The sequence below is a fragment of the Noviluteimonas lactosilytica genome (assembly GCF_020866925.1).
GTDB lineage: Bacteria > Pseudomonadota > Gammaproteobacteria > Xanthomonadales > Xanthomonadaceae > Noviluteimonas > Noviluteimonas lactosilytica.
In genome coordinates, this window is the sequence record NZ_JAJGAK010000001.1 from 1,456,971 (window position 1) to 1,469,480 (window position 12,510).

15 protein-coding genes and 1 pseudogene are annotated in these 12,510 nt (G+C 62.7%); 3 read left to right on the plus strand and 13 right to left on the minus strand.

Annotated features, from left to right (window positions below; genetic code table 11):
• Positions 1 to 58: 58 nt before the first annotated feature.
• The 13 genes and pseudogenes from LK996_RS07030 to LK996_RS07085 all read right to left on the minus strand — a co-directional run bounded on the left by LK996_RS07030 (position 59) and on the right by LK996_RS07085 (position 9,618).
• Positions 59 to 325, minus strand: a complete 267-nt coding sequence (locus LK996_RS07030; RefSeq protein ID WP_230526410.1) for a hypothetical protein — start codon at positions 323 to 325, stop codon at positions 59 to 61.
• On the minus strand, positions 322 to 591 hold the full coding sequence (locus tag LK996_RS07035) for a hypothetical protein (RefSeq protein ID WP_230526411.1): 270 nt from the start codon (positions 589 to 591) through the stop codon (positions 322 to 324). The genes LK996_RS07030 and LK996_RS07035 overlap by 4 nt, the downstream gene beginning before the upstream one ends.
• Before the next feature lie 212 nt (positions 592 to 803).
• Positions 804 to 1,103: an XAC0095 family protein gene (locus tag LK996_RS07040; RefSeq protein ID WP_230526412.1), complete on the minus strand. Its 300-nt coding sequence runs from the start codon at positions 1,101 to 1,103 to the stop codon at positions 804 to 806.
• Between the two features lie 255 nt (positions 1,104 to 1,358).
• Positions 1,359 to 1,841: a hypothetical protein gene (locus tag LK996_RS07045; RefSeq protein ID WP_230526413.1), complete on the minus strand. Its 483-nt coding sequence runs from the start codon at positions 1,839 to 1,841 to the stop codon at positions 1,359 to 1,361.
• 492 nt (positions 1,842 to 2,333) lie between these two features.
• Positions 2,334 to 2,609: pseudogene (locus LK996_RS16575) on the minus strand (transposase); the annotation flags it as partial.
• Positions 2,610 to 2,671: 62 nt separating this feature from the next.
• Positions 2,672 to 3,466, minus strand: coding sequence for a hypothetical protein (locus tag LK996_RS07055; protein WP_230526414.1), 795 nt, complete (start codon positions 3,464 to 3,466; stop codon positions 2,672 to 2,674).
• 3 nt (positions 3,467 to 3,469) lie between these two features.
• Positions 3,470 to 3,946: a toll/interleukin-1 receptor domain-containing protein gene (locus LK996_RS16750; RefSeq protein WP_425493711.1), complete on the minus strand. Its 477-nt coding sequence runs from the start codon at positions 3,944 to 3,946 to the stop codon at positions 3,470 to 3,472.
• An 11-nt stretch (positions 3,947 to 3,957) separates the two neighbouring features.
• Positions 3,958 to 5,001: a toll/interleukin-1 receptor domain-containing protein gene (locus LK996_RS07060; RefSeq protein WP_230526415.1), complete on the minus strand. Its 1,044-nt coding sequence runs from the start codon at positions 4,999 to 5,001 to the stop codon at positions 3,958 to 3,960.
• A 26-nt stretch (positions 5,002 to 5,027) separates the two neighbouring features.
• On the minus strand, positions 5,028 to 5,555 hold the full coding sequence (locus LK996_RS07065; protein WP_230526416.1) for a RipA family octameric membrane protein: 528 nt from the start codon (positions 5,553 to 5,555) through the stop codon (positions 5,028 to 5,030).
• A 2-nt stretch (positions 5,556 to 5,557) separates the two neighbouring features.
• Positions 5,558 to 5,923 (minus strand): TIR domain-containing protein, encoded by a 366-nt coding sequence (locus LK996_RS07070; RefSeq protein ID WP_230526417.1) that lies wholly within the window; start codon positions 5,921 to 5,923, stop codon positions 5,558 to 5,560.
• A 4-nt stretch (positions 5,924 to 5,927) separates the two neighbouring features.
• The gene (locus LK996_RS07075) at positions 5,928 to 6,710 is read right to left on the minus strand and encodes a TSCPD domain-containing protein (protein WP_230526418.1); all 783 of its coding nucleotides are present in this window, start codon (positions 6,708 to 6,710) and stop codon (positions 5,928 to 5,930) included.
• A gap of 86 nt (positions 6,711 to 6,796) precedes the next feature.
• A complete protein-coding gene (locus LK996_RS07080; protein WP_230526419.1) occupies positions 6,797 to 7,381 on the minus strand; it encodes a hypothetical protein in 585 nt (194 codons plus the stop codon).
• An 83-nt stretch (positions 7,382 to 7,464) separates the two neighbouring features.
• The gene (locus tag LK996_RS07085; protein ID WP_230526420.1) at positions 7,465 to 9,618 is read right to left on the minus strand and encodes an adenosylcobalamin-dependent ribonucleoside-diphosphate reductase; all 2,154 of its coding nucleotides are present in this window, start codon (positions 9,616 to 9,618) and stop codon (positions 7,465 to 7,467) included.
• Between the two features lie 462 nt (positions 9,619 to 10,080).
• Here LK996_RS07085 and LK996_RS07090 point away from each other — a divergent pair, with 462 nt between their 5' ends.
• The 3 genes from LK996_RS07090 to LK996_RS07100 are packed head-to-tail and all read left to right on the plus strand — an operon-like array spanning position 10,081 to position 12,500.
• Entirely contained in the window at positions 10,081 to 11,517 is a 1,437-nt protein-coding gene (locus LK996_RS07090; protein WP_230526421.1) for a Do family serine endopeptidase, read from the plus strand.
• 32 nt (positions 11,518 to 11,549) lie between these two features.
• Positions 11,550 to 11,924, plus strand: coding sequence for a hypothetical protein (locus tag LK996_RS07095; RefSeq protein ID WP_230526422.1), 375 nt, complete (start codon positions 11,550 to 11,552; stop codon positions 11,922 to 11,924).
• Between the two features lie 15 nt (positions 11,925 to 11,939).
• Positions 11,940 to 12,500, plus strand: a complete 561-nt coding sequence (locus LK996_RS07100) for a phage holin family protein (protein ID WP_230526423.1) — start codon at positions 11,940 to 11,942, stop codon at positions 12,498 to 12,500.
• Positions 12,501 to 12,510: the final 10 nt, after the last annotated feature.

The window sequence follows — 12,510 nt, forward strand, 5'->3', positions numbered from 1 at the left end:
CCACATCGGCATCGCGTCGGTGCGCGGAGAAGAAACAGACACAGCGCCGCCACTTGTCCTATGGGCGAATGGGTGTTTCCTGCTTGCCATGGGCGACGCTGGATGGCGTTCGCTCAATCGCTGCCCGCATAGGCGGAGACGGCAAGAGGATGATGATCGGTGCGGCTGGTTGACTGGGTGCGGCCTGTTGGCTGGATGCGTTCTGCAGGCTCCTGACGATCGCATCCACGCGATTCGCCAGCAGGGTGCCTGCAATGAACACGGCGGCGACCAGAACGACTGATGTGCCGATCGTCCACGACTTCATGTTGCTTTCGCTCTTCATCCAATTGGCCGTGCGCTTGATGTGGCTGGCTCGCTCGATGCAACCAAGCGCGCGTCCACGACCATCGCGCGTACGCTGTTCCAAATGAAATTGCCGATCGTGCAGAGGCCGATCAGCAGCGCGAATATCGTGGTGATCATCCACTTCTTTATTTCGCTTAGCCCACGATGCACGTCCGCTCGCAAGCTCTCCAGGTCCGCTTTCGTGCATAGCATCGGCAACACGCTATCCAGGCGTTGTTCCAGCTTGGCAAGTCGTTCGATCATGTCGTGTCCTCCAGTGTGATGCGGCCAGTGATTCGCCCATCGCCCCCTACGCAGCTGCCCGCCGAAACGGGTCGCGCGTTGCCATCAGAAACCGCCGTACGTATCGCGCATGTCGCACCTCCGGTTTGGCGGACGAATTGGCAGTGACTCTACCAACGCGCTCCCACGCGAATCTGCGACATCCGGCGGAAAGCGCCTTGATTCGTCATGCGTCAAGACTTGGGTGCGGCGCGGCCCTTTCGATTCTTGTGAGCGCTGTCGTAAGCGTCGACAAGCTGCGTCGAGAACGACGATGACGCAACGATCCCGTCGAGCTCTTTCGCCATGCGCGAGAAGTTCCAGGCGAGTGCGTCGGGGCGCAGGCGCGCGTCGTGGCGGCTAGCGTTGGTGCCGACGGCGGTGAGTTGCGCCATCAGGCGCAGGTGGTCGCGCAGTTGCACCAGTTCGGTGTGCGCGGCTTCGGTGATGGCGAAGACGGTGGACGCGCGCGGCGCGTCGGATTGCAGGGACATGGCAACCTCCTTCCGATTCGGAATGGACCTTGCGCCGGGGTGGCGCAAGATGTCGGGAGGTTCAAAGACCGCCGTGAGACGGTGGACTGATTTCCTCTTGCGAGGTGTTGTATTCGCCCCCTCCCGACGCAGAGGACATGCGTTTGATGCGACACCAACTCACGGAGGAGCTTTGAAACTCCGAAGTGGATCGTGCGCCCGCGCCCCAAGCAGAAGGAACCAGACGCGAGCGCACGATCCGAAGGATGCGTCGCGTTACTCGGCGGATTCGCCTTCAGGTTTTTCTGACTTCTTGCTGCGCTTGCGATGGCGGAGGCTCATCTCCTTCAGCGCGTCGTCGAGGCCCGCGTTGCCGCCGTGCGCCTTCAACTGCCCGTACACCATGTTGGCGACGACCATGACGTCGCTGCCGAGCGCGGCGATGGTGTCGTCGAGCTCCTCGGCGAGTTGCAGCAGCGCCTTGAGCACAGGGATGAGGTTGTCGCGCGCTTCGAGGTCGGCGAGCGCCGCGTCCATGTCGAGGCCCCGCGGCAGCAGGTCGAGGTTCTGCTTGCCCGTCACCAACCCGAGGCGGCCGAAGTTCTCGCTCGCGGGGCCCATCAACTGTAGCGAACGGCGCTCGTCGCCGGTGAGCGACAGCAGGCCAGGCAACGCCTGGCGCATCTGCGTGATGTGCGAGAGGAGCGCGGCCTGCAGCTCCTCGTTGACGATCATCGAGACTAGGTCTTGCTGCTTCATACGAAACTTCCGTCGTGACTGTGGGACGGAGTCTTCGCTTACTCGGGACGGAAGGAAATTGTGCCGTGGGGCAATGCGTTAGGGATCTCATGAGGAATGCGGGGCGTCTTGCGACGGGACGGCGATGCCTGAGGAGACGTTGGGCGCGTGTCGGGAGACGTTCGGTGACGTCTTCGAGTGGGTTGGCGGCGTGTCGGGAGACGTTGGGTGACGTCTTCGATTGGGTCGGCGACGTGTCGCGAGTCGTTGGGTGACGTCTTCGGGTGGGTTGGCGACGAGTCGGGAGACGTTGAGTGACGCCTTCGGGTGCGTGGATGACGTGTCGGGAGACGTTTGGTGGCGTCTTGGGGTGGGTCGGCGACGTGTTGGGAGACGTTGGAGAACGCCCTCCGTTAGGTCGGTGATTGGTCAGGAGACGTTGGTCGACGTCTTCGTTGTGCTGATGGGACGTGTCAGGGCGTTTCAGATGTTTTGTGTGCAAGGTACGTACCCGCGATCGCGTGGCACGTCCAGCCGCACGGCGCCCTCGTCGGTGAGGACCGTCTTCGCACTGCTTCCGTTGCGGGGGTTGCCTCCGCCGACGTCGGCTTCCAGGTGCACGTCCAGTTCGGCGTTCAACGCCCGCTCCAAGAACGCCTTCTTGAAATCGCGGAACATCGAATCCAACGCTTCCGGCGTCATCGAGCCCGTGACGAGTTGCTCCAGCAGCTCACGCGGAATCCTGACCTTCGGCGGCATCTCGCCGGCCATTCCCTTCTTCTTGCGCATCGACCTCTCCTTGGAACATCAGAGCAGGCCCTGCACAGAAAGTTTCTGACACCCTCGAATAGCTACTCCGTTGACGAGCGGCGCGGAACAATAAGTTGGTGACGAAGTGAGAGCGTGTCCTCGTCGTTCGTATGTTCCAAATGACCGCCGACCTCACGAAATCTGCTAAAGACCGCGCCCATCTCATTGAGTATCTCGAGTGTTCCGTCCCTAACCCTCCAGCCATATTCGTTCGCGTTTCTTCCTTCGCCTATCCGCCCATCTACAAGAAACGAGATGATCTTCGAGCCGGACTTCCTCGTTGGGTTGAAGACCAGCTCCCAACTTCCAGAGACGAGCAGCTTCTCTAGGACGCTGTCCTCCAAGCGTCGCTTCACTCGAATGCGCGCGGAAACCGCTGCGTTTGAGCGCAGAAGGGCCATTAGCGCGACTAGCACCGAAATCGCTGCCGAAAGCAGACTGATGGCCTCTTGCGATCGCTCGCTTGCTGCGGCCGACGCTCGATTCACCAGAAAGGTAGCCCACCCGCTGAATGTCGGCCAGAAGAAGCAGACCAAAGACAGCAAAGCCACCGTAAACGACAGGCGGACGTCGAACTTGTTAATTGGAAACGCGCGCACCTCGGGCGTTTGAGTTAACCACGCCGCCCAGAGTTGCCAAATCGTGTACGCAAGGACAACCGCAAAGATCACTTGAATCTTGTCGGGCGATGTGAGTTTGAGAGAGAAAATGGTCGAAGAACTGTTCGACTCAGCTGGCTCAATGCCCACAAAGACAGCTAGGGCAAGCAGGCCGCTTGCGACCATCAAGGCGCGGCGGCTCTTGAAGTAGGCGTCGTTAGGAGTGGTTAGGGACACCGACTATTGACCAAGAGCACGGCGGAGGTCTCTGTAGAAATCCTTCGTGGCGTAAGACCGCGCCAGCGACTCATTCAATACGCGACGATGTCCTGCAAAAACTGCGCTCGCTTGCTTTGACACCCTCGCGTACGCATCCAGGTCTTGTTCGTTCTTTAGGTACGGCCACTTCCTCAAGAACTCAGGCGTCATAGCCCCGTCTGCGGCATACGTAGCGAGAGGGAAGTCCTTCTCGGTAGCCACGCCGATCTCCCAAGGAACCCATTGCGAATACGCGGTATTGGTTGACACGACTGCCAGGAGCTGTGTGCATTTCCCCATTTCTGCACGAATGTGGTCCGCGAGCCTTTCGACAGAGCCACCCACGTAGGGGTCAATTACGTCGAGATAGCATTCGATCGAATGCTGTGCCTTCAGTCGATGGGCCACGCGCTGCGCTGCGGCGGCATCTTCCTGCTTGTGCGAAATAAAGACCTTCAACAGCGTCTCTCCTATGTCTTCTTCGCCGATGGCTTCCGGGAAACCCTTTCAGCGTTAATCCGACGGAGCATCCACTCAACCATCTCCGGAACCTCCATCGCAAGCATGTATTGCTCGTGCGACGTGATCAGGTCATTCATGATGGTTGTATTCGCCAGAAAGTCTTTGGCATTCACGAGACGCTTCATTTCGCCCCCTATCGCTTTGGCATCGCCGGAGCTAGCAGCACGATATGCATTCATCACCAGCTCGTGGAGCCAGGGCAATTCGTCCTTGATCAAGCCGGCGACGAGAAGTAGTGGCGTTGGGTCCGCGGGATCGCGTGACGCACGCACTATCTCGTTAAGCATCATGGGGTGAACGCGCCGGTTCGCTTTTCGACGCGAGTGCTCTGAGGGATCGAGGCGCTCTGCGACTCGCGATGGAAGAGTTTTAAGTTCTTCGATGATCTTGGCGACGGAGTTCTCCTCCCTTTCCGTCGACTTCTTTGCAGCGCCCGCGTCGGCTAGCGACTTGAGAATGCTCGCTTCCGAGGTCTTGAATGCTTGTACTTGGACTCTGACAACATCCGAGTCCAACTCCAGCCCTGGCACGCGGCGCGCAAGCTGATACACAAGCTTGGTCAAATCCTCTTCGCCGTCATCCATGTTTTGGAACTGGTAGAAAGGTCCAGCGCTTACCCGGCTCAGTGGAACGCCGAGTGCGATTCCGACGACGGGGGTATCAAGTTTCCCCTTCGCAACGCCCGCCTCGAAGAGAAGCCATGGCCTGTCCAAGCTGCGCTCGGTAAAGAGACAGATTACATCGGACGTCGCCTGAAGACGATCCATCAAGCGCTTGTACCACTCCTCGCCGAAATCAATGCCATCCGCAGTCTTTCGATCAGAGGAACGAAAACACTTGATCATGCCTGCGCTAACACTCTTCAGCAGTTTGCTGAATGCTTCGGCGAGCGCAGCATCTCGGTGGTCGTGACTAATGAAGACAAGCGGAGCATTACCGCTCGAAATAACGGGATCCGCAACACCCGGTGACGCTTGTCCTGAATCTCCCATCGCCCTTCCTTAGGATGCCCGCGCTGTTACGCCGCAACGCAGATCGTTGGCCAGTACGGAAATGTTCTCAAGAAAACGAACGCATGCAGGACCATGAAAACAATCGGCACGGCCACTTCAATGTGCGTCAGCGGCCGGTAGAGTTTTGGATTCTTCCCGCGCCCCATGGCGTCCCATTCTGCGTCATAAGGACTGATAGGAAGCCGCTTCTCAATCCTGTGGACGACAAGCCACTTCGCGGTGTTGAGATTCTTGTAAGACTGAATCAGCGCGCGCCAAAAATAGGCCAGCGTCACACCGGCTACTGCCAAGAGCCAGAGGAAGTCGTCCGAGCCCTTTGACGTGAGGTAGCCAACAAAAGCCAAGATGGCCGAGTTTACGCTCAGAAAGTACGAATTGGCCGTCGCTCTACGCGCGCTAATTCTGTCCGCCATCTCGACGTAAAGCTTGTACTGATCGAGAAGGTGCGAATACCACTTGTCGTTGTGCGGATAAACCTGCCCTTCTTGAATCTCGTTGAAGAGCTCTTGGCGATCTATCTCTGGCTCTGCCATCTCTACACCCGATCGATGAAGTTCGAGATCGTGGGCCAGCTCCACGCGACTGGCGAGGTGCCAGTCGGAACGGTCCGATCGATCGTGTAGGCCCACATGAAGAGAACCGGCTTACGTTCCGCCCTCGCACATTCGATTTCCCGTCGCTGCCCCGAAGACGAAAGCGAGTTCTTACTGATAAGCGCAATCACGCCATCGGATCGCCGAATCCTGGTAGTGACCTTCGATTTCCAATCGGATTCGTACGCTTCCCTGACCGACATGTCGATGAACTCAAACGGACACTTGGTCAGGAATGACTGTCCTTTGAGAAAATCGCGCTGACGCTCATCCTCGATTGCGAAGGCGACAAAGATTGTCTTCTTCACTGGCTCACCCGCACTTGCTGTAACCACAATTCAAGCAAGTCGCACACCCATCCATGATCACCACAGCCTTCGTCGAACACTTGTGGCACATCGTCGCGCTGGGCGGGAAACTCGCACCATCCCCAGTCACTTCGATCACTTCTTCCGTGCGCGCATCCGAGCCCGTAGCAACCCCCAGGCTCACTTCACTGTTTTTTTTTGACCCGCGATTCTCGTAAGCCGCGCGCTTCTCGGCAATCAACGCCCGCTGCGCAGCACTCATCTCCGGATCATGAATCAGCCCGATCGACTTGAGGTGGTCCTCGACGATCGCGCCCAGCTCCGCCACCAGCGACGGCATATACACGCCACCAGCCTTGAAGTACCCACCACGCGGATCGAACACGGCCTTCATCTCTTCCACCAGGAACGTCACGTCGCCGCCCTTGCGGAACACGGCCGACATGATGCGCGTGAGCGCGACGATCCACTGGAAATGCTCCATCGACTTGGAGTTGATGAAGATTTCGAACGGGCGGCGCAGTTCGTGCTCGGTGCCGGCGTTGAGCACGATGTCGTTGATCGTCACGTACATGGCGTGTTCGACCAGCGGCGACTTGATCTTGTAGGTGCTGCCGATCAGCACTTCCGGGCGCTCGATGCGCTCGTGCATCTGGATCACGTCGGCCGTCGGCAGTTCCGATTCGACGGTCGCGCGTGCCACGGCCTCGGCTTTCGCTTCGCGCGCCTTGTCTTCCGGCGTGACGACGGCGTAGCCCTTGATCTTCTTGTCGATTTTGACGGCCATGGCGGATCCCTTACGTGCTGATCTAGTTGTTGTGTGTGTTCGGTGTTGCGAAGTCCCCTCCTGTCGCCAGGAGGGGACGGTGTTGCTTACGCCGACTTGCGGGCGGTCTTGCGTGCGGTGGACTTGCGCGCCGTCTTCTTCGCCGCGCCCTTGCGGGCCGTCGTCTTGCGCGCGGTCTTCCTGGTCGCGCGCTTGGCCGCGCCCTTGCGGGCGGCGACGCTGCGGTTGGCCTTCTTGACCGCCTTCTTCACCGCGCGCTTCGTCGACGCGACTTTCCGCGTTGCCTTCCGCGCAGTCTTCTTCACTGCACGCTTGGCGGCGCCCTTCTTCGCGGCGACCTTGCGGGCGGTCTTCTTCGCTGCCCGCGTCGAAGCAGCCTTCTTGCCCGCTGCCGAACGCGTCGCCTTCTTCGCCGCACGCTTGGCCGCGGCCTTCTTGCCCGCGACCTTGCGCTTCAGCACCGCGGCTTCCTTCTTCGCTGCGGCGCTTGCAGTCGCCAGGCGCTTCTTCGCCTTGGTCACCGCCTTCTTCGCAGCCTTGCTCGCCTTGCTCGCCGTCTTCTTCGCGCCCGACACCGCCTTGCCCGCGCGCTTGGCGACGGACTTCGCGGTCTCGACCACCGTGTCGGCGGCGTTGGAAAGGGTCGCCGTGACCCCGTTGCCGTTGCTCATTTGCCCCTCCGAATGGGGAAGTTGGTGGAACAACGCGATCCTATACCTGCGCGATGCGTGAACAAGTGGTCGAGGCGGGCCCGTCAGAACTTCCCGTAATAGCCTTCCTTCAGGGCGTCGAAGAGGTTGGCGGCGGTGTGCATCTCGCCGTCGTACTCGATCTGCTCGTTGCCCTTGACCTCCAGGACGCTGCCGTCTTCGAGCTCGAAGCGGTAGGTCGTGTTCTCGAGGTCGGCTTCCTTGACCAGCACGCCCTGGAAGGCGGCCGGGTTGAAGCGGAAGGTCGTGCAGCCCTTCAGGCCCTGCTGGTGGGCGTAGCGGTAGATGTCCTTGAAGTCTTCGTACGGGTAGTCCGTGGGGACGTTGGCCGTCTTGGAGATCGAGGAGTCCACCCACTTCTGCGCGGCGGCCTGCACGTCGACGTGTTCCTTCGGCGTGATGTCATCCGCGGAGATGAAGTACTCCGGCAGCTTGGCCGCGGCGTCGTCGGCGAACGGCATGGCCTTCGCGTTGACGAGTTCGCGGTAGGCGAGCAGCTCGTAGGAGTAGACGTCCACCTTCTCCTTCGTCTTCTTGCCTTCGCGGATCACGTTGCGGCTGTAGTGGTGCGCGAACGAGGGCTCGATGCCGTTGGACGCGTTGTTGGCCAGCGACAGCGAGATCGTGCCGGTCGGCGCGATCGAGGAGTGGTGGGTGAAGCGCGCGCCGACTTCGGCGAGTTCGTCCACCAGCTCCGGCGCGACTTCGGCCACGCGCTGCATGTAGCGCGAGTACTTGGCGTGCAGGACCTTGCCTTCGATTTCCTGGCCGGCCTTCCAGCCGTCGCGCACCATTTCCGGGCGCTTGCGCAGCATCTCGGCGGTGACTTCGAAGCGCTGTTCCATGATCGGCGCCGGGCCCTTTTCCTTCGCCAGCGACAGGCCCATTTCCCAGCCGGCCACCGCCATGTCGCGGGCGATGCGCTCGGTGAACTCGCACGACTCCTTCGAGCCGTACTTCATGCGCAGCATCGTCATCGTGCTGCCCAGGCCGAGGAAGCCCATGCCGTGACGGCGCTTCTTCATGATCTCGTCGCGCTGCTGCTGCAACGGCAGGCCGTTCACTTCGACCACGTTGTCGAGCATGCGGGTGAACACGCGCACCACTTCCTTGTATTCCTCCCAGTCGAACTCGGCCTGGTCGGTGAAGGGGTTGCGCACGAACTTGGTGAGGTTCACCGAGCCCAGCAGGCACGCGCCGTACGGCGGCAGCGGCTGCTCGCCGCACGGGTTGGTCGCGCGGATGCTCTCGCACCACCAGTTGTTGTTCATCTCGTTGACGCGGTCGATCAGGATGAAGCCCGGCTCGGCGTAGTCGTACGTCGAGACCATGATCATGTCCCACAGGTGCCGCGCGCGGATGTGGCCGTAGATCTTGCAGGCGACCAGGCCGTCGTCGCGGGTGATGTAGTTGCGGTGGGTCGGCCACTCGCGCCACACGACCTGCTCGGCGTCGTTGATGTCGAGGTCGCCCTGTTCCTTCTCGTTGATCGGGAACACGAGCGGCCAGTCGCCGTCGTGCTCGACCGCGTCCATGAAGCCGTCGGTGATCAGCAGCGACAGGTTGAACTGGCGCAGGCGACCGTCTTCGCGCTTGGCGCGGATGAAGTCCTTCACGTCGGGATGCGACACGTCGAACGTGCCCATCTGCGCGCCGCGGCGACCGCCGGCCGACGAGACGGTGAAGCACATCTTGTCGTAGATATCCATGAAGGACATCGGGCCCGACGTGTAGGCGCCGGCGCCCGCGACGAACGCGCCGCGCGGGCGCAGCGTCGAGAATTCGTAGCCGATGCCGCAGCCGGCCTTCAGCGTCAGGCCCGCTTCGTGGACCTTGTCGAGGATGCCGTCCATCGAGTCTTCGATGGTGCCGGACACCGTGCAGTTGATCGTCGAGGTGGCGGGCTTGTGTTCGAGCGCGCCGGCGTTGGACGTGATGCGGCCAGCCGGGATCGCCCCGCGGCGCAGTGCCCAGGTGAAGCGCTCGTTCCAGTACTTCTGCTTTTCGGCGGTCGGTTCGGCTTCGGCCAGCGCCTTGGCGACGCGCTGGTAGGTGCCGTCGATGTCGGCGTCGATCGCTTCGCCGCCCTTGGTCTTCAGCCTGTACTTCTTGTCCCAGATGTCCGCCGAGGCCGGCTGCATCGGAATTTCCTGACCCGCGTTGTCCATCTTGACCGCCTCGAGGCGCACCGTGCTCATGCTGCTCCTTCTCCTCGTCGTGGCCGGGTCGTGCCCGGTTCTCGTTGTGTGTTGCCGGCGCGGCGTCGGGTCCGGTTCCACGGAAAGCAGTGGAAACGTCGCCATGAAGGCACGCTCCCTGCCACCGCCGAACTCTGGTTTTCCCCTGCCGTAACCGGGATTCCGGTCACGCTCCGTGCCTGTGACTGGGGACTGAATGAAACGTCGTGGAACACAACATTCAGGCCCTTCACAATTCGCCACCACTACATATTGTGGCGAACGGAGGGCCAAGCTACGCCCCGCCGCCTGAGGCTGTCAACGGGCTTGCGCAAATTTCCGCAGGTGTGCTGACGGGCGTCGCGGGGCTGCAGAAACGCGGTCGTGCGACGCGTCCGGCCATGTTCAACATCCACTTGATTCAATGACACGCCGATGCGATTTCACACGGCATTCCCTTTTCACTTCACGACAATGAAACCGATGCGCCACGCACCCCTGAAGACCATCGCCGCTTTGTCGATCGCCGCTGCGTTCGGCGGCTTCGCCGCGACCGCGATCCGCGAAGGCCTCGACGCGCCCGCGAAGGCCGAGCCGCCCGCGGCCACCGCCGTGCCCGCGATGGCGACCCTGCCCGCCGCGGTCGACGGCCAGATGCTGCCCTCGCTCGCGCCGATGCTGCAGCGGGTGACGCCGGCCGTGGTCAGCGTGCACACCAAGCAGCGCGTGCGGATCCGCAATCCCTTCGCCGACGACCCGATGTTCCGCCGCCTGTTCCCGCAGGTGCCGCAGGAACGCATCAACCAGTCGCTGGGTTCGGGCGTGGTCGTCGATGCGGCCAAGGGCCTGGTGCTGACCAACCACCACGTGATCGAAGGCGCGGACGAGGTGTCGGTGACGCTGTCGGACGGGCGCACGTTCCCGGCGACGTTCGTCGGCTCCGATCCGGACACCGACGTCGCGCTGATGAAGATCCAGGCCGACAACCTCGTCGCGTTGCCGGTGGCCAACTCGGACCAGCTGCGCGTGGGCGACTTCGTCGTCGCGGTCGGCAATCCGTTCGGCTTCAGCCAGACGGTGACCTCGGGGATCGTGTCGGCCGTGGGCCGCAGCGGTTTGCCGGGGATGGGATACCAGAACTTCATCCAGACCGATGCGTCCATCAACCCGGGCAATTCGGGCGGCGCGCTGGTCAACCTGCGTGGTGAATTGGTGGGGATCAACACCGCCACGTTCAATCCGCAGGGCAGTCGCGCGGGCGACATCGGCATCGGTTTCGCGATCCCGACCAACCTCGCCGGCAACGTGATGCGCCAGCTCGCCGACACGGGCGAGGTGCGCCGCGGCTCGCTCGGCATGGAAACGCAGACGGTCGACGACAAGCTCGCGCAGGGGCTCGGCCTCGACGCCGCGCGCGGCACCGTGGTGACGCGCGTGTATCCGAACTCGCCCGCCGCCGCGGCCGGCGTGCAGGTCGGCGACGTCGTGCTGTCGGCCAACGGCCAGCGCATGGACAGCCGCGAGGCGTTGCACAACTTCGAAGGCCTGCAGGCAGTCGGCAGCGAAGTGGAACTCGACGTGCGCCGCGGCGCCACGCCGCTCAAGTTGAAGGCCCCCCTGCGCGAGCAACCGCGTTCCTACGATGGCGCGGTGCTCGATACGCGCCTGGCCGGCGCCACGTTCGCCGAGTTGCCCGAACGCCTGAAGCAGTCGGGCCTGGGCGGCGTGCTGGTCAGCAATGTCGCGCGCGGCAGTCGCGCGGCGCAGAATGGCCTGAAGAAGGACGACGTGGTGCTCGCCGCCACCAGCGGCGAATTCAGCGACCTGGGCGGGTTCCGCGCCAGTTTCGCGCAGGCTCCGCAGCGCCTCGTGCTGCGCGTGCTGCGCGGCAACGCGCGCGGCGATCTGCCGATGCAGTGACGACAAGACACCCCCACGCAAGGAGAACGCGCATGTCCCCCGACAACAACGGTCGCGCCACCGACGCGATGAAGCAGGACCTCAACGAGGCCGGCACGCACTTCAAGGGCGCGGCCGTCGCCGCCGGCGATGCGCTCAAGGGCGCAGCCTCCGCCGCGGGCGACGAGATGCGCCTAGGCAAGGCGCAGATGAAGGCCGAACTCGCCGACGGCACGCTGTCCTCGATCTCCGCCGCGGAGAACCTCGGCGACGCCTCGCGCGAGCAGATGGACGCGCTGATGGACAAGGGCCGCGACCTGATCGACAGCGCGGCCGAATTGATCCGCGAACGTCCGCTCGCCTCCTTCGGCGTCGCCTTCGCCGCGGGCTGGATCATCGCCAAGCTCGGTCGCAGCAGCGACAAGTAAGCGCGCGACGACGCGATGACCGGCGAGAACGCGGACGAAGGAACGACCGACGACGGCGCGCGCGAGCGCGCCGCGCCCGGCATCGCCGATGCGCTGAAGGAACTCGGCGACACCGGCCGCGCGACCTGGGCCGCGGGTCGCGAAGCGGCGACCGCGTTCCGCATCCTGTTCACCGCCGACGTCTCGCTCGCGCGCAGCGCGTTCGGGCGCACGCTCGCGCTCACGGCGCTGGCGATCGTGTTCGGCGCCTCCGCGTGGTTGCTGCTGATGGCCGCGCTGATCGCGTGGCTGTCGATCAACCTCGGCTGGGCGTGGTGGTTCTCGCTGCTGCTCACCGGTGGCGCGAGCCTGGTGATCGCCGCGCTCGCGGGCTGGCTCGGCATGCGCTACTTCGAACACACGCGGTTCAAGGCGACGCGGCGCCAGCTCGCGCGTTTGGGCATCGGCGAACTCGCCGACATGATGCCGTCCGCGGGCTCCGGCAAGAGCGCGGAGCAAGGCGCCGAGGAAGTCGCGGAGAAGACCAACGGCGGCGCGAAGAAGAAGGGCCTCGGTGTCGACGTCACGCCGCCATGAGCCCGCCGCC

Excerpts from the sequence above, each read along its gene's own strand:
- LK996_RS07030 (WP_230526410.1), bottom strand. The coding sequence starts at position 325 with ATGAAGAGCGAAAGCAACATGAAGTCGTGGACGATCGGCACATCAGTC.
- LK996_RS07035 (WP_230526411.1), bottom strand. The coding sequence starts at position 591 with ATGATCGAACGACTTGCCAAGCTGGAACAACGCCTGGATAGCGTGTTG.
- LK996_RS07040 (WP_230526412.1), bottom strand. The coding sequence starts at position 1,103 with ATGTCCCTGCAATCCGACGCGCCGCGCGCGTCCACCGTCTTCGCCATC.
- LK996_RS07045 (WP_230526413.1), bottom strand. The coding sequence starts at position 1,841 with ATGAAGCAGCAAGACCTAGTCTCGATGATCGTCAACGAGGAGCTGCAG.
- LK996_RS07060 (WP_230526415.1), bottom strand. The coding sequence starts at position 5,001 with ATGGGAGATTCAGGACAAGCGTCACCGGGTGTTGCGGATCCCGTTATT.
- LK996_RS07065 (WP_230526416.1), bottom strand. The coding sequence starts at position 5,555 with ATGGCAGAGCCAGAGATAGATCGCCAAGAGCTCTTCAACGAGATTCAA.
- LK996_RS07075 (WP_230526418.1), bottom strand. The coding sequence starts at position 6,710 with ATGGCCGTCAAAATCGACAAGAAGATCAAGGGCTACGCCGTCGTCACG.
- LK996_RS07080 (WP_230526419.1), bottom strand. The coding sequence starts at position 7,381 with ATGAGCAACGGCAACGGGGTCACGGCGACCCTTTCCAACGCCGCCGAC.
- LK996_RS07085 (WP_230526420.1), bottom strand. The coding sequence starts at position 9,618 with ATGAGCACGGTGCGCCTCGAGGCGGTCAAGATGGACAACGCGGGTCAG.
- LK996_RS07090 (WP_230526421.1), top strand. The coding sequence starts at position 10,081 with ATGCGCCACGCACCCCTGAAGACCATCGCCGCTTTGTCGATCGCCGCT.
- LK996_RS07095 (WP_230526422.1), top strand. The coding sequence starts at position 11,550 with ATGTCCCCCGACAACAACGGTCGCGCCACCGACGCGATGAAGCAGGAC.
- LK996_RS07100 (WP_230526423.1), top strand. The coding sequence starts at position 11,940 with ATGACCGGCGAGAACGCGGACGAAGGAACGACCGACGACGGCGCGCGC.